Source organism: Marinobacter sp. F3R11 (assembly GCF_003318275.1).
Classification (GTDB): domain Bacteria; phylum Pseudomonadota; class Gammaproteobacteria; order Pseudomonadales; family Oleiphilaceae; genus Marinobacter.
Genome location: NZ_QOCH01000015.1, coordinates 1,057,829 through 1,077,081, shown reverse-complemented (window position 1 = coordinate 1,077,081; position 19,253 = coordinate 1,057,829). Strand labels below are relative to the sequence as shown.

At 54.6% G+C, this 19,253-nt stretch carries 17 protein-coding genes; 8 read left to right on the top strand and 9 right to left on the bottom strand.

Going from position 1 to position 19,253, the window contains the following annotated elements; all coding sequences use genetic code 11:
• Window positions 1-19: 19 nt before the first annotated feature.
• The 6 genes from DS878_RS13390 to DS878_RS13365 form a co-directional block, all read right to left on the bottom strand.
• The gene (locus DS878_RS13390; RefSeq protein ID WP_113816417.1) at window positions 20-385 is read right to left on the bottom strand and encodes a histidine triad nucleotide-binding protein; all 366 of its coding nucleotides are present in this window, start codon (window positions 383-385) and stop codon (window positions 20-22) included.
• Between the two features lie 35 nt (window positions 386-420).
• The gene (locus DS878_RS13385; RefSeq protein ID WP_113816416.1) at window positions 421-1,716 is read right to left on the bottom strand and encodes an FAD-dependent monooxygenase; all 1,296 of its coding nucleotides are present in this window, start codon (window positions 1,714-1,716) and stop codon (window positions 421-423) included.
• An 85-nt stretch (window positions 1,717-1,801) separates the two neighbouring features.
• Entirely contained in the window at window positions 1,802-2,356 is a 555-nt protein-coding gene (locus tag DS878_RS13380) for an aminoacyl-tRNA deacylase (RefSeq protein WP_113816415.1), read from the bottom strand.
• Between the two features lie 174 nt (window positions 2,357-2,530).
• Window positions 2,531-3,364, bottom strand: coding sequence for a mechanosensitive ion channel family protein (locus DS878_RS13375; protein ID WP_113816414.1), 834 nt, complete (start codon window positions 3,362-3,364; stop codon window positions 2,531-2,533).
• A gap of 144 nt (window positions 3,365-3,508) precedes the next feature.
• Window positions 3,509-4,612, bottom strand: coding sequence for a tRNA 2-selenouridine(34) synthase MnmH (gene mnmH, locus DS878_RS13370; RefSeq protein ID WP_113816713.1), 1,104 nt, complete (start codon window positions 4,610-4,612; stop codon window positions 3,509-3,511).
• A 525-nt stretch (window positions 4,613-5,137) separates the two neighbouring features.
• Window positions 5,138-5,542: a VanZ family protein gene (locus tag DS878_RS13365; RefSeq protein WP_113816413.1), complete on the bottom strand. Its 405-nt coding sequence runs from the start codon at window positions 5,540-5,542 to the stop codon at window positions 5,138-5,140.
• A 97-nt stretch (window positions 5,543-5,639) separates the two neighbouring features.
• Between DS878_RS13365 and cysZ the strand changes: the two genes are divergently transcribed.
• From cysZ to DS878_RS13335, 6 genes are all read left to right on the top strand, one after another.
• Entirely contained in the window at window positions 5,640-6,389 is a 750-nt protein-coding gene (gene cysZ, locus DS878_RS13360; RefSeq protein ID WP_113816412.1) for a sulfate transporter CysZ, read from the top strand.
• A gap of 16 nt (window positions 6,390-6,405) precedes the next feature.
• The gene (rapA, locus tag DS878_RS13355) at window positions 6,406-9,294 is read left to right on the top strand and encodes an RNA polymerase-associated protein RapA (RefSeq protein WP_113816411.1); all 2,889 of its coding nucleotides are present in this window, start codon (window positions 6,406-6,408) and stop codon (window positions 9,292-9,294) included.
• A 121-nt stretch (window positions 9,295-9,415) separates the two neighbouring features.
• Window positions 9,416-11,866, top strand: a complete 2,451-nt coding sequence (locus tag DS878_RS13350) for an acyl-CoA dehydrogenase (protein WP_113816410.1) — start codon at window positions 9,416-9,418, stop codon at window positions 11,864-11,866.
• Between the two features lie 17 nt (window positions 11,867-11,883).
• Window positions 11,884-12,264: a fluoride efflux transporter CrcB gene (gene crcB, locus DS878_RS13345; RefSeq protein WP_113816409.1), complete on the top strand. Its 381-nt coding sequence runs from the start codon at window positions 11,884-11,886 to the stop codon at window positions 12,262-12,264.
• 236 nt (window positions 12,265-12,500) lie between these two features.
• Complete coding sequence (locus tag DS878_RS13340) at window positions 12,501-12,707, top strand: cold-shock protein (RefSeq protein WP_071265711.1); 207 nt, start codon at window positions 12,501-12,503, stop codon at window positions 12,705-12,707.
• A 151-nt stretch (window positions 12,708-12,858) separates the two neighbouring features.
• Complete coding sequence (locus DS878_RS13335; RefSeq protein WP_113816408.1) at window positions 12,859-13,434, top strand: glutathione S-transferase family protein; 576 nt, start codon at window positions 12,859-12,861, stop codon at window positions 13,432-13,434.
• Window positions 13,435-13,525: 91 nt separating this feature from the next.
• Here the strand turns inward: DS878_RS13335 and DS878_RS13330 are convergent, their stop codons facing one another.
• Complete coding sequence (locus tag DS878_RS13330; protein ID WP_113816407.1) at window positions 13,526-15,925, bottom strand: xylulose 5-phosphate 3-epimerase; 2,400 nt, start codon at window positions 15,923-15,925, stop codon at window positions 13,526-13,528.
• Window positions 15,926-16,103: 178 nt separating this feature from the next.
• On the opposite strand from DS878_RS13330, the gene pbpG reads away from it, so the two are divergent.
• Both pbpG and DS878_RS13320 read left to right on the top strand, forming a co-directional pair.
• Window positions 16,104-17,042 (top strand): D-alanyl-D-alanine endopeptidase, encoded by a 939-nt coding sequence (pbpG, locus tag DS878_RS13325; RefSeq protein WP_261977843.1) that lies wholly within the window; start codon window positions 16,104-16,106, stop codon window positions 17,040-17,042.
• 47 nt (window positions 17,043-17,089) lie between these two features.
• A complete protein-coding gene (locus DS878_RS13320; protein ID WP_113816711.1) occupies window positions 17,090-17,569 on the top strand; it encodes an asparaginase domain-containing protein in 480 nt (159 codons plus the stop codon).
• A gap of 12 nt (window positions 17,570-17,581) precedes the next feature.
• Here DS878_RS13320 and DS878_RS13315 read toward each other — a convergent pair whose 3' ends face one another.
• Together DS878_RS13315 and DS878_RS13310 are read right to left on the bottom strand one after the other, a co-directional pair.
• Entirely contained in the window at window positions 17,582-18,274 is a 693-nt protein-coding gene (locus tag DS878_RS13315) for a pseudouridine synthase (protein ID WP_113816406.1), read from the bottom strand.
• 249 nt (window positions 18,275-18,523) lie between these two features.
• Window positions 18,524-19,222, bottom strand: coding sequence for a THxN family PEP-CTERM protein (locus DS878_RS13310; protein ID WP_187298792.1), 699 nt, complete (start codon window positions 19,220-19,222; stop codon window positions 18,524-18,526).
• Window positions 19,223-19,253: the final 31 nt, after the last annotated feature.

Here is a 19,253-nt window from a genome sequence, read left to right as displayed (position 1 = left end):
TTACCTATGCCCTGCTGGCTCAGGCCTGCTTCATTCTATCTGTATAAGGAGGCCAGCCGAAGGGTTTTCCTGCCAGCAGATGGAGATGGATGTGAAACACGGTCTGGCCGGAATTTTCACCGCAGTTCATCACGGTGCGGTACCCGTCTTCGGCAAACCCCATCTCTTTTGCGAGCTTGGCGGCTACCCAGTACAAGTGGCCAAACAGCTCGCGATCTTCTTCTTCCATGTCGTTAATGGTAGCAATTGCTTTCTTCGGTATGATCAGCAGGTGCACCGGCGCTTGCGGATTGATATCGCGAAACGCCAGGCTGATGTCATCTTCATAGACGATATCTGCCGGAATCTCCCGGTTTATGATCTTGGTGAAAATGGTCTCGGACATGCGGACTCCCTGTTGTTGCTTGGTTGTTGAGTTGTTTATAGCTGTTTCAGACCCGGTAGTCTTGACGTCAGTTGTCGGATAACTGCAGGCAGTTCATCGTCTATACCCATGGCATAGCGGGCCACCCGGTTACGGGCAAAAGGCAGCGCGCGGGCAGTTCCCAGGCCGAGATTCCGGAGCAGATGAAGTGGTGGAACCCGGTTACTGAACAAATGATAGAAGGCGTCCATGGTCAGCATCATGCGTCGGTTTGCCGGGCGTCGTTGCTGCTCATAGCTGGCCAGTCGGGAGGGCTCCGCCAGGTCTTCGCCCGCCCGCCGGGCCTCTTTCAGAATACTCTGCAAGCACTGGGCATCCTGAAAGCCCAGGTTCACGCCCTGGCCTGCCAGGGGATTGATCGTGTGGGCGGCATCCCCCGCGAGTACAATGCGCCCCGCTGAATACTGTTTCGCATGTTGCCGGGCTATAGGGAAGCTTGCATGATCTTCAATATGGGTAATGTGTGGCAGTTCTGTCGGAAACTTCGTCTGTATTTCCGCCATCAGAGCAGTGTCACTCAGGCTTTTGAGGCGCGCGATTTCCGTCGGTGCGTCGTACCACACCAGAGAGGCGAGACTCTCACCCGGATAGTCAGGGCCTGCACTGTATAGTGGCAAGAAAGCCCTTGGGCCAGAAGGGTAGAAGCCCTGCCAGGTAATGTCTTCTACCTTGCCCTGATAACGTACGGAAATCACCATGGCCTGTTGGTCATACTGATTTCTGGTAACGCCAATGCCTGCCATATCCCGCACCTGCGACTGAGCTCCGTCAGCACCGATAATCAATGCTGCGGTCAGTTCTTGGCCGTTATCAAGTGTGACAGTAGCCTGTTCTGTTGTCTGGGAAATACAGGTGACGCCGGTACCTTCCAGAATGGTTACCGAAGGTTCTGATTCAGCCGTCTGCCAGAGTGCGATCTGAGTGACCGAGTTTTCGACAATGTGGCCGAGGTGAGATGCCCCCAGCCCGGCGGCATCGAAATCTACCCGGTTTGATGTGCGTGGTAACAGATTACGTAGCGGGTGCGATGTTTCATCCCATACCGCGAGCCGCCGGTAGGGCGTGGCGCGCAAGTCAAGAATGTGCTCCCAGGCTCCCAGGTTTTTCAGATAGCGCTCACTGCCAGCACTCAGGGCAGATACACGTATATCGGGCGCTGCATCCGGGTCAAATGCCGGAGCCGATGCTCGATCGACCATTGCTACCCTGAAGCCTTGCTGCCCGAGACCAGTGGCGAGGGCGGCGCCGACCATGCCAGCACCAACAATCACAATATCAAAAGCTTGAGTCATATCGGATTCCTGTCTGATGCCCACAGTTTACGCGATGGCAAAGATCAGACAAGCAGCCGGCATCAAGTCGGTTGTAAAAGTATTGTCAGCCGGTCATTCCGGATATCTGTTGGTCGGGCTCCTCTTCATGGGGGTGACAGGTTTTCAGAAGCCAGGATGGCTTTTGGCCACCAGGTTTGATGAACCCCCGGTTAAGCAGGATTGGCTGTACAAGATTAAGGAAGTCCCGGGTTTTCATATTCAGGGTTTCAGTGTGACTTCCTGCAGCAAAGGCAAGTTCTGGTTGTTCCGTCAAAGACTCTGCGCAGTAAACGGTCATACCGAACAGGTTGCCGAAAGGCGGCATGGCTCCGACTTCGCAGTCCGGGAACCGGTCCTGGAATGTCTGCTCATCGGCAAGATCAACGAAATCCGTATCCAGAATGCGTGAAAGGCTATTCCAGCGAACGCGCCAGGTTGCTGGCATAACCAGCATCGCCATTTTTCCATCCAGTTCGATAATGACGGTCTTGACGACTTTGTCACCCGCAACTTTCACGTGGTGAGCAAGTTCCTGAGCAGTAAATGCGGGGGGGTGAGTGAGGCACATGTATTCAACATCTGCCTCATCAAGAAACTCTTTCAACTGCTGTATCGGCATAGTGACAGGCCCCTACCAACAACGACAGCAATCCGGAGCGGCGGATTCAAATGCATCTCCTGCTCCGGCGATGGCCTGGCGGGGCTGCTTCAGCCCCGCCATTAATGGTCAGCTTAGCTTAGGTTGTACACTTTGCTAGTAACGGGTTGTATCTAAGCGATACAGATTGCTATCTCACTCGGATTTGTACATGTGTACGTCGCGCTGGGGAAAGGGAATAGAGATGCCCTCTGCATCAAACGCCTTTTTCACGCGTTCCTGCATATCCCAGTAAAAGGGCCACACATCGCCGGATTTGGCCCAGACACGAACGGTAAGGTCAACCGAGCTTTCACCAAGACCACCTACTACAACCAGCGGCGCAGGATCCTTCAGTGCGCGCTCATCTTCTTCGATCAGGCGTTTGCAAATGCTTTTGGCCTTGTCGATGTCATCGTTATAGCCGATACCGAACGACATGTCGCAACGGCGGGTTTCGTAGGCGCTGAGGTTGGTCAGGCTGGAGTTGGACAGGTCGCCATTGGGGATCACAACCCGACGGTTATCGAAGGTATTGACGATCGTGTAAAGGATGGAGATTTCGACAACCGAGCCGAGGTATCCCTGAGCTTCGATAACATCACCGACCTTGAAGGGTTTGAACATCAGAATCAGAACGCCGCCCGCAAAGTTACCCAGGCTGCCCTGAAGTGCAAGACCGACTGCCAGGCCTGCGGCACCGATAATGGCAACGAAGGAGGTGGTCGCAATACCAACCATGGAGGCAACAGAGATGAGCAGCAGGATCTTGAGAATCGCGCCGATCAATCCGCACAAAAATTTATTCAGAGTGGGGTCTTTTTTCCCAAGCTTTGCATCCATCAATCTTACAAAGCGATTGATCAGCCACATGCCGATAATCAGCGTGACAATTGCAAGCAAGACTTTCGGCGCATAGGTCATAACCAGCTCAACTGCCTGGTTCATGTATTCAGATGCGCGTCCGTCAGCACCAAGTAGATCTTCCATAAGGGTTTCCTTGTCAATTTCTGATTTTTAGGTATTGCGAGGCTATTATAGAGCTGAAACGACTGCATGTAATCAGTGGTTTTTACAACAGGTAATACGAAAGGTGGTTTCAGGGGGGGGCGGCGAGCTTAAAAACGGTGGTGTTTATGCAGGCGTATTGTTTCTGGCCCATTCAGCCACGACAGCCGGGCCACCACGGACAAGTATGGATCCTTGTTTCTGGCTGAGCTGGTAGTCGTACATGGGGTCGTAATAATCCAGAAGCAGCGACTGGATCCAGGCATTGTGGCCGTGAATGTCCCCGCTGCGCTCCTGTTGCTCCAGCGCCTGCGACATGGAGCTGCGCAGTTGCCTGTGACGTTCTCCTCCCAGACGCTTGCTTATGCGGTCAAGGGCGCCGAGAAGGTAGTCCCGGAAATTCAGCCAGCCCGCGGCCTCACCGTCACGCCTTGTATAATCAGCCAGCATTTTTTCTACGTAGTCTTCCCTGATGATGCGAGTGCGCTCTTCCAGTGTTTGCTCGACAATGAGCAGCGGTGCATGAGCAATTTGTTGTTTCAGGGCGTCGGGCATGGCGCAACGGCCAACCAGGCGGCTTTCATCTTCCAGATAAACCGGCCCTTCTTTTAAATGGTGAGCCTTTAGCATGGCAACAGCGAGGCGGTTCTCGAAATCTATCTGTGAGGGCTGGGGTGTTACCTGCCGGCCGAAGCTCGATCCCCGGTGATTGGCCAGACCTTCCAGATCTACCGGGTTCGGCAGTTGTTGCAGGACACGGGTTTTGCCGGTTCCTGTACGCCCGCTTATTATGCGGAAGTCACCGGACTCGATAAGCCTGTCCAGACTGTCGATAAGGAATCGGCGCAGAGCCTTGTAGCCGCCTTTGACGAGAGGGTAATCAATGCCCGCCTCCCGTATCCACTGTTGGGTGAGCCTGGATCGCAAGCCGCCCCGGAAACAGAAAAGATACCCTTCGGGATGACGCGCTATAAACCTCTTCCAGGCTTCAATACGCTGGGCTTTGATATCACCGGAAACCAGCTGATGACCCAGCCGGATGGCTTCCTCCTGGCCTTTTTCCTTGTAGCAGATGCCTACCCGGTGTCGCTCTTCATCGTTCATCAGGGGCGCGTTTTCTGCGCCTGGAAAGCTGCCCCGGGCAAACTCCACTGGTGCACGGACATCCATTAATGGCGTGTCACTGAGGAACAGGGACAGGTAGTCGTCGGTATCGGGTCTGCTTGCCATTCGAGGGCTCAATCGCGTGCCAGGGTCAGGTCGCAGTATAGCGGATGTGGCTTTTTTCTGCTTTTTACCCCTGTTTTCCAGGTGGCACAGAATACTGATCAGGCAAAAAAAGGCGACCCTTGGGTCGCCCTCTACAGAAACGGGTCGGCGCGTCCTTGCGCTGAGTGCAACAGCCATGTTGCGAATCCTTCTGCCACTCCATGGTGCCGGCTTCCGAGCCGGCGATCCGAATACTTGTCCCTTAAGCGAGATACTCCTGTGTCCCTGCTTCTCCCTGCATTCCATGCCGGGGTGCATCCAGTGCTTCGTCCTTTTCCATGTCATCCCTGACAACGCCATTGTACTGATCTGCTGCCGGGAGGTGCGATCACTCAGCACGATCTGTGGGGCGTGGTTAGCTGCATGTCTTGAGAGTGTGGCGACTATGGCATTACATATCATGGACTTGGCAAAGGGTTGGACGGAGCGGGATGCCGCTGCGCACGTAAAGTCACTGTAAGATCGCACAAGCTTGTGCGAAATATCTCACACTGAATCGGGTGAATCTCTCACGGCCCGTTTGTCGGCTCTGGGCAGGCCCGGCCAGGGCAGAAGGCCAATCAGTACGCCTGCTCCGTCAGCAGCGATATCCGCAAGGGAAAAGTCCCTGTATGGCAGGTTCGCCTGAACGGCTTCAATACCGACTCCAAAGCCAAGAAGCACTGGTACAAACCAAATGGCACGGAGGTCTGGCCATGACAGACGAGTCAGGATTGTGAGTTCAATAAAGGCAATGATGTGGTTCACCTTGTCGCTTGGGGCCGACGGAATTGGATAGCTGCTGCTCGTGGTTGCCAGAAAGCCAATGGCAACCACTGACAGCAGCAGGCCGAAGCGCCACAGTAGTTGAAAGTGCAGCAGGCTTGTCAGTTGATGTTTCAGTGTTGCCATTGGTGAAGTCCGTCAGAGTTCTCTGGCTGTGTGAAGGTTTTCAACATGATATGCTTTGCGCCCCGTCAATGTCATTGAAGCGGAGTGCTAATCAGCGATGCTCAGAGGTAATTTTTTTCGCGGACTGGGCTACCTGGGGGAAGGTTTTCGCCTGATCCGTCAGCCCGGCTTGCGACTGTTTGTGATGATCCCGCTTGTGATCAACATTCTGCTTTTCGGCTTGCTGTTCTATTTTCTGGGTGAGATTTTCAGTGGGTTGATTGCCACTGCAATGGCCTGGTTGCCCGACTGGGCCTGGCTGCAGGCCCTGGACTGGCTGTTCTGGATCTTTTACGGCGCAGTGATTCTGCTGATGCTGGCATACGGCTTTGTGATCGTGGCCAACCTGATTGGTTCCCCGTTCTATGGTTATCTGGCAGAGCTCACTGAAAAGCATCTTACCGGGCAGGAAGTCAGCCCCGATGACAACTGGGCGACGATCATCAAAGATACCCCCCGGGCACTCTGGCGCGAAGTGCAGAAAATCGTTTATTACCTGCCGCGGGCAATTGGCCTCTTTATTATTGGTTTGATCCCGGTGGTTAATCTGGTCGCAGCTGTGCTGTGGTTTCTGTTCAACAGCTGGATGATGGCACTGCAGTATGTGGATTATCCTGCAGATAACCACAAGGTGAGCTTCAAGGCTTTGCGGCAGTTACTTGCTGACACCCGTCTGTCTGCACTTGGCTTCGGATTGCCGGTGGCATTGGCGGCGATGGTGCCGGTTCTGAATCTGGTCGTGGTTCCTGCAGCCGTATGCGGTGCTACCGCCTACTGGGTGCGCGAAAACGGCGCAACACGAAATTAACAAGTCGGGAGGCTTTTTGGACGCATCTGAGTTGGTTATTGGTCAACGCTGGGTAAGCCACAGTGATACAGCCCTGGGGCTGGGCATAGTGACAGAAGTTTCCGGTCGGAGGGTTACCCTGGGGTTTCCTGCGGCGGATGAAGAGCGTACTTATGCCATTGATAATGCACCGCTTTCTCGGATCGTTTACCAGGTTGGTGAGGAAATCGAGACCTTCGACGGCGCCAGATATCTTGTGCGCGCAGTGGAAGAAGCCGGTGGTGTGCTGATGTATCACGCAGTCAGTCTTGCCGATGGAGGCGAGTCAGATGAAGGTGAGAATCTTGAGCAGATTTCCGAGGTAAAACTCGCCGGTTCCGTGAATTTCTCTGCGCCCCATCAACGCCTTTTTGCCGGCCAGTTTGACCGGAATGGTGCTTTCCGTCTGCGTTTTGCCACCGTGCAGCACCAGGACCGGTTGCGAGCTTCTCCTGCCCGGGGTCTGATTGGTGCGCGTACACAGCACTTGCAGCACCAGATTTACATTGCCCATGAAGTCGCGAAGCGTCATGCGCCACGGGTGCTTCTTGCGGACGAAGTTGGCCTCGGGAAAACCATTGAAGCGGGCCTTGTGCTGCATTATCAATTGCAGACCGGGCGGGCCCGGCGCGCCTTGATAGTGGTGCCCGATTCGCTGATTCATCAGTGGCTTGTGGAAATGCTGCGGCGGTTTAACCTGCGTTTCTCTATCATGGACCAGAGCCGCTACGACGCTCTGGCTGAAAGCGAAGATGACGTGGATGCACTGGTAAATCACATCTTCGGGGACGAATCTTCTGTTAATCCCTTTGAAAGTGACCAGTTGGTGCTGTGTAGCCTCGATTTCCTGGTCAGCAGCAAGAAGGCCAGAAAGGATGCGCTGAGCGCCGGATGGGATCTGATGATTGTGGATGAGGCTCATCACCTTGCCTGGAGTCCCGAGAGTGTCAGCCCTGAATACCAGATAGTGGAAGAGCTTTCGGCAGCCAGTGCGGGTCTGTTATTGCTGACCGCGACGCCGGAACAGGTGGGTGTGGCCAGCCATTTTGCCCGGCTTCGCCTGCTCGACCCGGCGCGCTTTCACGACTTGAAGGCGTTTCAGGAAGAAGAGAAGCAGTACGAAACGATTAATAGCGTAGTGCGGCGCCTGCAGGATGAGCATTCGGAAATCCCTGAAGATGATCGCAAGGCGCTTGAGACATGGCTGGGCGATGAGTTGGAGCAGTTGTTGAAGGGTGATTCGCCACGTCAGGCTATCATCGACGCATTGCTTGACCGGCACGGTACAGGGCGGGTTTTGTTCCGCAATACCCGTGCAGCGATACAGGGTTTCCCTGAACGCCGGGTTAATGCCGTTGCGCTTGAATGTCCTGCCATGTACGAGGGTCAGGGGTTTGGTTGCGAGGGGTTGGCTCCAGAGCAGTTTGTGCCGGAAGAGCAGTGGCTGGCGGATGATCCGAGGGTTACCTGGCTGGAGAAAAAACTGGCGGGACTGCGCCCCGCGAAAGTCGTGGTCATCTGTGCCATGGCCGAAACAGCCATGGCGCTTGAACATTACCTTCAGCTTCGGGCAGGCATTCGCAGTGCCGCGTTTCATGAGCATTTGAGTCTTATAGAGCGCGACCGTGCTGCGGCTTACTTTGCTGACAATGAACAGGGTGCTCAGGCGCTTATCTGTTCTGAAATTGGCAGTGAGGGGCGGAATTTCCAGTTTGCTCACCATCTGGTGCTGTTTGATCTGCCCGCAAACCCGGACCTGCTTGAACAGCGTATCGGACGTCTTGACCGTATTGGCCAGACTGAAACGATCGATATTCATATTCCTTATCTAATGAACACCTCGCAAGAGGTTCAGTATCGCTGGTTCCACGAGGGGCTGAACGCATTTGCTGAGAGCTGTGCTGTTGGTGTGGCTGTACAGGAGACAGTCGGCGAGCAGTGGGAAGGTGCAATTGCCGGTGATACCGGTTTATTGGATAGCCTGGTTGAGGCCTCTGCCGCTGAAACAGCGCGCCTGAAAACCTTGCTGCAGAATGGCCGCGATGCTCTGATTGAGCTCAACTCCTGTCGCAAAGATATAGCCGATGAGTTGATTGCCGGCATCGAAGAGGAAGAAGGTTCTGCTCAGGTGCGGGACTACATGATGGAAGCTTTCGATATTTTAGGAGTGGAGGTTGAGGATCACTCTGCATATGCCGATATCCTGCGCCCTGGTGAGCAATATCAGGCCGGCCATGTAGCCGAACTTCCGGAAGACGGTATAACTGTCACCTGGGATCGTCAGCATGCACTGGAGCGGGAAGATATTGCATTCATGAGCTGGGAACATCCGATGGTAACCGGTGTAATGGATTCGGTAACCAGTTCCGGGCTGGGCAAGGCGGCCCTGGCCAGCTTGTCAGTCAAGGCGCTGCCTCCTGGAACCCTGCTTATGGAGGCGTTGTTCACAGTGCATTGCCCCGCGCCAGAAGCCTTGCAGCTGACCCGTTACCTGCCGGTATCGCCCTTGCGGTTACTGGTAGATGTTAACGGCAAGGAGCTTTCAGGAGCGTTGCCTCATGACCGCCTGAACGAGCTTTGTTCTAACATCCGCCGGCGCACGGCGCAGGCGATTGTGCCCCAGATTCGCCCTCAGGTCGAAGCTATGGTGGGCCACGCTGAGCGTTTGTCTGCGCCACATCTGGAGCCCCTGAGACAAAAAGCGCTGGAGCAGGTGGCTGCAAATTTTGAACCTGAGATTCGCCGGTTGGAAGCTTTGCAAAAAGTAAATCCGGCCATTCGTGAAGAGGAAATCGACTACTTCCGGCATCAGCTTGATGCTGCCCGTGAGGCGATCGGGCACGCAAGTCTGGCTCTGGAAGGTATTCGGGTTATTGTTACTGCCTGATAAGGCGTATCAAGAACCAGCTAACCCCTGGATGCCATGGCGTTCGCTGGTCAGTATTCATCTGATGCGATACGGTTAGCCAATAGTTTTCAGTTTTATTCGTGGATAACAGAGAGAACCTATGATGACTTTTATTCTGTTTCTGGTTGCATTGGCCGGCTTGTTGTTCGTAATGCGCCGTGAATCCGGAGCCAGGCCCGCTATTGGTGTGATGGTTGTGGTTGGTTTTCTGTCTATGATCTTTGCATCAGCCTGGCTGGCCCTGCTTCTGTTTGTCGGGGCCGGGGTCACGGCTGCAGCCGGATTGCCGGCATTGCGTCAGAACTGGCTCACACCACGCATTTTTGCCATGTTCAAAAAGGTTGCGCCGAAGGTATCCGACACCGAAAAAGTTGCTCTTGAGGCAGGTACTGTAGGCTGGGATGGTGAACTGTTTACTGGCCGGCCTGACTGGCACAATCTGCTGATTAACCGGCACACAGGCCTGAGTGACGAAGAGCAGGCTTTTGTGGATAACCAATGCGTCCAGGCTATCTCCATGTGTGATGCATGGGACATAGCCGTCGAACGCGCCGATCTGCCGAAAGAACTTTGGGATTATCTCAAAAAAGAGAAATTTTTCGGGATGATCATTCCCAAAGAATATGGTGGTCTTGGTTTCTCGGCTAAAGCCCAGACAGCTGTTCTGCAGAAAATCGCAGCCAACGAAATGCTTATGGTGTCTGTAGGTGTGCCTAACTCCCTTGGCCCTGGCGAGTTGCTGGTCAAATACGGTACTGATGAACAGAAGAAGCATTATTTGCCTCGCCTGGCCGATGGTCGGGAAATTCCCTGTTTTGGTCTTACCGGCCCCCGTGCGGGTTCGGACGCGACTTCGTTGCCAGATGCTGGCATCGTTTGCAAACGGGAGATAGACGGCAAAGAGGTTGTTGGAATCAAACTCGATTTCGAGAAACGCTGGATTACGCTTGCACCTATCGCAACCGTGGTTGGTCTGGCATTTCGCATGTTCGACCCGGACGGCCTGCTCGGTGATACCAAAGACTATGGCATTACCTGTGCGCTGATACCCCGGGATACCAAGGGTATGGAAATCGGCCGTCGTCATTGCCCCATCGGAAGCCCGTTCCTGAATGGCCCGATCGTTGGCAAGGATGTGTTTATCCCGCTGGACTACATTATCGGTGGCCTGGAAATGGCCGGTCAGGGCTGGCGCATGCTGGTTGAATGTCTCTCCGTTGGCCGCTGCATTACCTTGCCTTCCGGTGCCGCGGGCTCCGCTGCTTATTCAGTGGGCACGGCCGGTGGATTCACCCGGATCCGTCGCCAGTTCAATACACCGGTAGCGGACATGGAAGGTGTGCAGGAGCCTCTGGCCCGTATTGCCGCCAAAACGTATATTGCACAGTCAGCGGTCAACCACACCGCAAACATGATCGACAAAGGCGAAAAGCCGGCCGTTCCGTCAGCGATTCTCAAGTACCACCTGACCGAAATGCAGAGAGAGATCCTCACGGATGCCATGGATGTTCATGGCGGTAAAACGGTAACTCTGGGCCCCCGCAACTATCTGGGTATTGGCTACAGCGGTTCGGCGGTATCAATCACCGTTGAGGGTGCCAACATCATGACCCGCAGCCTGATGATCTTCGGTCAGGGGGCTATCCGCTGTCATCCCTATGTGCTGAAAGAACTGGCGGCCAAAGATAACGACGATATCAATGCCTTTGATGATGCCTTCTTCGGCCATGCCGGTCTGATTTTCGGCAATGCGGCCCGTGCCTTTACCCAGGCACTGAAGATCGGCCGTGCTGACGTTCCATTTGATAATGCCAGCCGTGCCTATGCCCAGGCTGTTGCACGCTTCAGCGCGGCCTTCGGCCTGTGCTCCGATGCCGCCATGACCACGCTTGGCAGTGAACTGAAAATGCGGGAGCTTATTTCTGCCCGCCTCGGGGATATGCTGTCCAACCTGTATCTGGCATCCATGGTGCTCAAAAACTGGCATGAAACACAGCCGGTTGAAGGTGAAAAGGAAGTGATGCAATACAGCCTTTGCTTGTTGCTGCATCGTACTGAAGAAGCTCTGGATGTATTTCTTCAGAATCTTCCGAATCGGGCAGTAGCACTGGTTCTGCGCGCGGTAACACTGCCTTTGGGCAGAAGCTGGGGCAATCCCCATGACGATCTGGCGCGCAAACTCGCACGGCTAATCTCGACCGATACGCCTGTTCGCCACAAACTGCTTGCCAGTACCTGGACCACAGAAGGTGAGGGCGAGGTGGAAAATCCGGTGGCACGCTATAACGACTTGTTGAAGGAATACGACAAGGCGGAGCAGCTTTACCGGAAAGCAACCAAGGCATACGCCAAAGGTGAGTTGCCCGCAACAGCGCTGCACCCCGAAGAGCGCTTCGAGGCTGCATTGGAAGCGGGCATCTATACTAAAGAGGAAGCGGAGTTCATGCGTGAGTATGAAGCGGTCGTGCTGGAAATGCTCACTGTGGATGATTTCCCGTTTGATGAATTTGCCCGTAACAAGGAAACTGTGATTGATCACAATCCCGCATAACAGGACGACAGACCGCCATGTGGCTATCCTTCCTTGCCGTTAGTGTTGGTGCCCTTGTCGGTGCCAATCTGCGCTGGATGCTGGGGCTGTGGCTGAATGCCAGCTATCACGTGATTCCATTCGGCACCCTGGCTGCCAACCTCAGCGGGGGTTGGCTGGTCGGTTTCCTGATTGGCTACTTCAGCCATGGCACTACACTGGCGCCAGAGTGGCGCCTGTTTGCCATCACCGGGCTGTGTGGTGCACTTACAACCTTTTCCACGTTTTCCCTGGAGATGTTCGCAGCAATTCAGGACGGTAAATGGGCGATGGCCATCACCGGTATTCTAGTTCACGTTGTCGGTTCTATTCTGATGACGGCGCTGGGGATATACACCTTTGGGCTGGTAAAAGGTTAATAGGTGATATTACATGCATAATTTATTTAAATCTGCTTGGCAAGCCGGTGCTTGAGGAGTAGAGTGGTCGTTGAAGGAAAGATTCAGTAAAGCATTTCATGAATAAGACGTACTCCGCAGTTTAGTAGTGACCGTCCTGTTTTTGATTCCGCGAGTTCTGTATTTCCGTAAAACGCTGACCATACACATTCAGTGAATGGCAGCAGATAATATGATTGATTTCAGGAAGTTTAAGTATGTCTACTACTACCGGTACTGTTAAGTTCTTCAACGAAGCAAAAGGCTTTGGCTTTATCACTCGTGAAGGCGGCCCGGACGTTTTTGTTCACTACAGCGCTATTCAAGGCAGCGGTTTCAAAACTCTGGCAGAAGGCCAGCAAGTTGAGTTCACCGTTACCCAGGGCCAGAAAGGTCCTCAGGCGGAAAACGTTACTCCTCTCTAATCCCATTCGGATAGAGTAGTAACCGCCAAAAAGGCAGCTTCGGCTGCCTTTTTTCGTTGTAAAAGCCCTGTTTTTTCCTGCTCCGGGGTGTCAATGTGGTACATTTCAGCCAGACACAAAGTATTACTTGGGTTATACAACCGGAGAGTTTATGAAGCTGATTGGATCAACCACATCGCCCTACGTACGGCGCATCCGAATTCTGTTGGACGAAGAACCTTATGACTTCGTTAACCTCGATATCTACGGCGCAGACCGTGACGAAATCAGGCGCAGCAATCCGGCACTGAAAATACCTGTACTGGAAAGCGATGGTCAGGAGATCTATGACTCACGCATTATTTCCCGTTACATCAGCGCCAAGCAGGGCCGGGATCCCCTTACCTGGGACCAGCAGAACCAGCTTACCCTGATTGATGGTGCCAATGACTCAGCGGTCACTCTGCTGTTGGCCAAACGCTCCGGGCTTGATGTGGATACTCCGGGCGTGTTGTTTTTTGATCTGCAGCGTGAGCGAATCATGACCACCCTGCGCACACTCGCAGCTCAAGTGGAAGACGGGCAGTTTGAGCAGTGGAACTACCCCGCAATGTGCCTTTATTGCCTGGTCGACTGGCTGGATTTCCGCGAACTGGTGGATTTCACTGGTGTCGAAAGCTTGCTGGCATTCCGTGACAGCCGGAAAACCAACCCCTGGGTTGCGGAAACAGACCCCCGGCAATCGTAAACAACTTGCTTACCAGAGCTCCCCGCCCGGCAAGCGGGGCGTTTATTCATCCCGGCTTCAGTTTCTTGATCTGATATCAGCAATTATCAGGTCAGGACAGGCCGCGGGTAATCAGAGTCGGGTCGCCACGGCCTTCCACCGCTGCCAGCTCCGCACTGGATAACCATTCACCGGGTGGCTTGTTCAGAACGCTGGCGCAGGCAGCCAGAGTGTGACCCCAGGAGCACCTGTTCGCGAACAGCATCCCTGCCTCGTTCAGCGTACCACCCCTGTTAATATAACCGAGAACTCTGCTGTGGGCCGGATCCGGGAAGAGCGGGTGCAGGTGCCCACGAAATACTTCTGGCCGCATGTGGGTCAGAGCTACTCGTCGGTGTAACCGGTTTGGCATCAGCCGTTCCCGCTCAAACTCGGACATGCAGCTTTCTGCTTCCAGAGAATCCCTGGGCTCACGGAACCGTCCCGGCTCCTGTAGATAGACCAGGCGGAATGATGTGCCAGTCTCGCGCAGGCGGTCACAGGCCCGCATGGCCTCTGACAGCTGGTAGGCGCCGTTGGCAATCAGCAATATGGGTTCTCCCCCGGATGTATCTTCGTCGACAACCAGGGCTCCGTGCCGGGCAAGTGTTTCCGCTTCTCGGGCATCGAAAACGCAGGGCCGTTCGCGCTTCGGGATTACCATGCAACTGATTTTTCCGCGCCCGTTAAAGACCGACGGAAGTACCGACAGGGCGCTGTTGTAGTCAGCGGGAAAGATAGCCCGGGACACGTCTCCCATTTCGCCCAGCATGGCTTCGCAGAAAGTGGTGTCCTGGTGGGACTGTTCATTCTTGCCGTTTTCCCAGGTATGGGATGTGGCAATAATTGGCAAGCCAAGCCAGCGGGCAGGGCGACCTGCGGCTTTCTGGTGGCGGGCAAAAATCAGCTCCTGACGGATTGCACCGAGCATTTTCACGCAAAAAGCTTCGTAGCTGGCGACCAGGTTGATACCGGCCTTGTTCGCCAGGCAGGCAGAAACAACGGCTTCTTCATTAAGTACGGTAATGATGTTGCCGGTTACTGACTCCAGAGCATTCTCGGGGTCGTTGACCCTGTGCTTCAGGTCTTCCAGAATGCCGGTCAGGCGATTGCTGGCAAGCTCGTCGGGGTTGCCTACGCGGGCCCGGAGATCCGGGTTCTGGTTAATCAGAGACCGGAAGAAGTTATCGACTGCCAGCATCGGCGACACCAGATCATGACGTGGTGGAATAGCGGGAATTATAAGGTCTGGCGGGTTTCGTTTTGCCAGAGGATGATCCCGTTCCAGGGGGCGGGTTTGCTGCTCGTGTTGTGTAAGATTCAGTACGCTGTTAGCAAGTTCATCTGGTGCGACCCACAGGCGGGATGCGTGTTCCTGAAACAGCTCCCGGGAGCGGATGTCCATTCTGGGGTTGCCGGGTAGTGGCAGGTTGTGGGCAGCATTGAGGCCGGCGCCGAAGAAACCGAATCCTTTGACCGTTTCCGCGATGCCATAAGGAATGCGGACCGGATACCCCAGTTCGCCTTCGAGGGCGCGGTCACTCCTGTCTTGCAGTGTGCGCTCCATGTCCATCAGGGCGCAGACAAAAGCAGCCGGGTCGCGGCCATCAAACCGGAATGGATCGAAACCCCGGGCTGCCAGATGCGTTTCAAATCGTTCCAGCCCCGCGCGGGTTCCCAGTTCGGTCCGTTGTTCAATACGGCGGCCGTTAGCTATCATCACGGGCGTCACCAGCCCGCAGTCTGTTGCCCTCCACCAGCGTGGAATCCAGTCGCTGCCGCGCTGCTCTTCTGCGGCTCCGTCTGAAAGAAATGCCACAAGCGATTCGCCTGGTAGCGGCATGTGCGCATACTGAAGTTCTGCGAAACCGAGGTAACCGCCTTCTATAATGCCGCCGGCAGTGTAAGGGTTAACGTGGCTACCCAGAGGTGCGGACATACTGCCATCCGGTTTTTGCTGAAAGCTGTAAAAATCCGCTACCATTCGCGACAGCCCGTCTATTCCTCTATAACGCTCTTGCTGTTCGGGATGCAGGTTGCCGGTCAGCACGTTCACTGCGTCAATGGCTGCCACACAGTGCCCCTGTCCCATAAGCCAGCTTCTGGTGCGTCCTGTCAGATTGTTGAGAGCCATGTATGCTGCATAAGCCGGCACCATATTCAGTGCGCCGCCGGTATGGCCCTCAGGGCTGACTTTATAATCCCGGGCGGAAAGCGCGGCGCCAGAGATGTCAACGCGGTTTGCATAGGTCATATGCACCACCAGCCACAATCCGGCGCTGGTAAGGCGATCCAGATCTGCCAGCTTGCGGTAGACTGTTTCGGTATCTGGCTGATGGCCGGCGGCAACGAGGCGCGAGGCAAGAGCCCTTACATGATCGCAGGTGGTTTCGGTATGCTGGATGACACCATAACCCTGGCGCCATCGTTCATACCCGGAGCTGGCCGTTTCTGGCAAAGTGGGTGATGACATGACGTGCCTCCGCGACTCAATTATTTTCAATCGATTGTAAGACGCATCGTGGAGATACTGTTTGATGCAGGTCAGTCAGACTGGTTTCTGGGAGCCAGTGTCGCCCCATTGCACTGGTTGAAGATGGCGATACAATTGGTGTTAGCCATAACGGCAGGATTCAATAAGAGTGCAATAAATGTATAAAAAGAGCATGGCCGGCTTGGTGTTGTGGCTGGTCTTCATTTTGCCGGTAGTGGTTCATGCCGGGCAGGCGGGCTCCTCCGGGGTTGATATCCAGGGTCCGAACCTGGCTTCCGTCAACGCGGCAGTGGCTCTGGCTGGCAGTAATGATCTGCTATTTGGTAAAAACGCCGATCGCTCCGTCCCTATTGCCTCCATTACCAAAGTGATGACAGCGCTGGTGGTTCTGGAATCCGGGGCTCCTCTGGACGAATGGCTGGTATTTCAAAAGCGCCATACGCCGGCTGCGGCCAATGCATACAGTCGAATCCGGATCGGTTCAAAGATGCGCCGGGCTGATGTGCTGCGTATTGCTCTGATGTCATCGGAGAATTTTGCGGCCTATACCCTTGCGCGGAGCCATCCGGGCGGTTTCGATGAGTTTGTCGAGGCTATGAACGCCAAAGCGCAGGATCTTGGTATGACGGGTACCCGATTTGTGGATCCGACGGGGCTTTCGGTGGAGAATCGCTCAACTGCAGGAGACCTGGTCAGGCTCGTTAATGCGGCTTCCAGACATCCAGAGATACGGGAGTACTCCACAACCGGTTATTTTCGTGGCCAGTTCCGGAATCCCGGATACAGCTTGTCCTTTGGTAATACCAACTCCCTGGTTCACCGCGAAAGCTGGGGTGTGGGGCTGAGTAAAACCGGCTATCTTTCGGAAGCCGGGCGCTGTCTGGTGATGATTTCTCATATGAACGGCCGGGAGGTAGTCACTGTGCTTCTCGATTCCCTTGGTACCCGTTCCCCGATGGGTGATGCCGGGCGTATCAAACGCTGGCTCGATACTGGTGTTAAGGGGCAGGTGGCAGAAGCGGCGCGGCAATACGCCCAGCAAAAGAATGCGGCCTATAACTCAGCGGCTCATAGCACCAGGGCAGCTCTGGATTAAGGTGTACTTTCGATGGTGTGCAGAAAACTGAGCAGGGCAGCAATCTCATGATCCGGATATTTACCACTGGCGGCACCATCGACAAGGTATATTTTGATGCCAATAGCGAGTTTGAAATCGGGGAGTCTCTGGTTCCGGAACTGTTGGCGGAATCCAATATCCACAAAGGTTACAGCCTGGAGGGACTATTACGCAAAGATAGTCTGGAGATGACCGACGAAGACCGAATGCTGGTTTTTGAGGCGGTCAGAGCCAGTGAGTCCAGCCGCATTCTGATTACTCATGGCACTGACACTATGGCTGAAACCGCCAGTGTGTTGTCGTCTCTGAGTGACAAAACCGTTGTTCTTACGGGTGCCATGCAGCCTGCGCGGATGCGCCGCAGTGACGCGGTCTTTAACATAGGATTTGCCTGGGCAGCGGTGCAACTTTTGCCGCCGGGAGTCTACATTGCAATGAACGGAGAAGTGTTCGAGGCCGGAGCGGTAAAGAAGAACCTGAAAGCCCAGCGTTTCGAGCATACCTGAAGCACTTCCGGTTCAGCCTATGGATGCGATTTCCTGCTTCGTCAGTTCCCGGTATGCACCTGGCTCCAATGCCGGGTCGAGAATAATGTCACCAATACTGTGCCTGTGCAGGGTTTCCACATGGCTGCCTACGGCCGCCAGCATGCGTTTGACCTGGTGATAGCGCCCTTCTGTTATGGTCAGCTCAATAAGATCCGGCTTCAGAATGTTTACCTGCGCGGGCTTTGTGGGTACCGGGTCGTTTCGAAGTGTTACTCCTGTTCTGAGCGCTTCAATAGCCGATTCTGACAGGGCGGAGCTCAGACTTGCCCGGTAGGTTTTCGGGCAGTTCACTTTGGGTGAGGTGACCCGGTGGGACCACTGGCCGTCGGTTGTCAGCAGAAGTAAACCCGTGGTGTCAGCGTCTAGCCGGCCGGCTATGTGAAGGTCGCGGGCCAGCTCCCCTGGCAAAAGATCCAGCGCTGTAGGGTGCTCGCTGTCGCGGGTTGCGCTGACTACGCCTGAGGGTTTGTTGAGCATCAGATAGCGTTCACCTTTCGGTGTTAACGCTTCTCCTTCCAGTAAAACCCGGGCGCCGGCGGGGACGTGTTTGCCGGTATCTTTCCAGATGTCTCCATTTACCTCAGCCTTGCCTGCGTGAATGGCTCGCCTGGCCTCTTTGCGTGAAAGTGGTGAGCTTGTGGCAATAAACTGGTCAAGTCGCATGGTTTTAACTCTTCATGCCGGCGATGGAGGTGCTATGGGCAGGTGAATTCATGAGTCCTGTCCAGGCGCGGGAATCTGATGGCGGGTATTATGCGTGGATTGGGGGAGCAATTCACGGGAAACGGATGCTGATAAAAAGCAGATATTGAAAAACTGACGCCCCGGACTGGGCTACAGTGCGGGGCGTCAGTTATGTATAGCGTATTACCGGGGTTGCTGCCAGAGCCTGTCTGTCAGCGCGCCAGGTAATCAGGCTTTGCGGCGACGAGCCATGCCAAGACCAGCGAGTCCCAGGCCGAGCAGAGCAAGTGTGCCGGGCTCGGGGACAGGAAGTGCTGTTGCGTTAAGCTTGGCAAACAACTCGTAATCGCGTTTTGTGTTTTCAGGGGTACTACCGTCAGCGCTCAGGCCGAGCAGTTCCAGGGAGTACTCGAAACCGCCGAGAATAAAGCTGGAGCTGGTGACTGATGCACCGGTTTGCGCAATGATGTCATCAACCGGGCCGTCGTGTTCGTTCCAGCACCAAATTAAAAAGCATTCCTGATATGTGCCGTTATCCAGTGTTTCGTCGTGTGAAAACACAAAGGTACCGGCTGCGGTATCTGTGTCACCAAAGCCGGAGAAGCCGAGGGTTATTGCAAGATCGGTCGATGTCAGTACCGGGCCGGTGACTTGCCGGTTTTTGTGGGTCAATGTGCCCAGGCTGAAAATCGAATCATCGACGATCTCTATAGGCAGAGGGCTCGCGCCGGTGAATTTGTAGCTGCTTTTTTGGCCCTGTCCCCATTTGATGTAATTGCTGCCATCGCCACTAACGCTGTTACCGTTAGTATCCAGTGTATTTTCAAATGTGCCATCAATCGATGTAACGTCGACCGGAAACGCGGCTACACTCATGGCGGCTGTCAGCAGCAGCGCACCGAAGGATCCTTTCGCCAAATTCTTCATGGCATTACTCCTGGCTTGAATGATGAAACGA

Excerpts from the sequence above, each read along its gene's own strand:
- crcB (WP_113816409.1), top strand. The coding sequence starts at position 11,884 with ATGTGGCTATCCTTCCTTGCCGTTAGTGTTGGTGCCCTTGTCGGTGCC.
- DS878_RS13330 (WP_113816407.1), bottom strand. The coding sequence starts at position 15,925 with ATGTCATCACCCACTTTGCCAGAAACGGCCAGCTCCGGGTATGAACGA.
- DS878_RS13320 (WP_113816711.1), top strand. The coding sequence starts at position 17,090 with ATGATCCGGATATTTACCACTGGCGGCACCATCGACAAGGTATATTTT.
- DS878_RS13380 (WP_113816415.1), bottom strand. The coding sequence starts at position 2,356 with ATGCCGATACAGCAGTTGAAAGAGTTTCTTGATGAGGCAGATGTTGAA.
- DS878_RS13385 (WP_113816416.1), bottom strand. The coding sequence starts at position 1,716 with ATGACTCAAGCTTTTGATATTGTGATTGTTGGTGCTGGCATGGTCGGC.
- DS878_RS13390 (WP_113816417.1), bottom strand. The coding sequence starts at position 385 with ATGTCCGAGACCATTTTCACCAAGATCATAAACCGGGAGATTCCGGCA.
- DS878_RS13310 (WP_187298792.1), bottom strand. The coding sequence starts at position 19,222 with ATGAAGAATTTGGCGAAAGGATCCTTCGGTGCGCTGCTGCTGACAGCC.
- DS878_RS13350 (WP_113816410.1), top strand. The coding sequence starts at position 9,416 with ATGATGACTTTTATTCTGTTTCTGGTTGCATTGGCCGGCTTGTTGTTC.
- DS878_RS13375 (WP_113816414.1), bottom strand. The coding sequence starts at position 3,364 with ATGGAAGATCTACTTGGTGCTGACGGACGCGCATCTGAATACATGAAC.
- DS878_RS13365 (WP_113816413.1), bottom strand. The coding sequence starts at position 5,542 with ATGGCAACACTGAAACATCAACTGACAAGCCTGCTGCACTTTCAACTA.
- DS878_RS13340 (WP_071265711.1), top strand. The coding sequence starts at position 12,501 with ATGTCTACTACTACCGGTACTGTTAAGTTCTTCAACGAAGCAAAAGGC.
- mnmH (WP_113816713.1), bottom strand. The coding sequence starts at position 4,612 with ATGGCAAGCAGACCCGATACCGACGACTACCTGTCCCTGTTCCTCAGT.
- DS878_RS13315 (WP_113816406.1), bottom strand. The coding sequence starts at position 18,274 with ATGCGACTTGACCAGTTTATTGCCACAAGCTCACCACTTTCACGCAAA.
- pbpG (WP_261977843.1), top strand. The coding sequence starts at position 16,104 with ATGTATAAAAAGAGCATGGCCGGCTTGGTGTTGTGGCTGGTCTTCATT.
- DS878_RS13335 (WP_113816408.1), top strand. The coding sequence starts at position 12,859 with ATGAAGCTGATTGGATCAACCACATCGCCCTACGTACGGCGCATCCGA.
- cysZ (WP_113816412.1), top strand. The coding sequence starts at position 5,640 with ATGCTCAGAGGTAATTTTTTTCGCGGACTGGGCTACCTGGGGGAAGGT.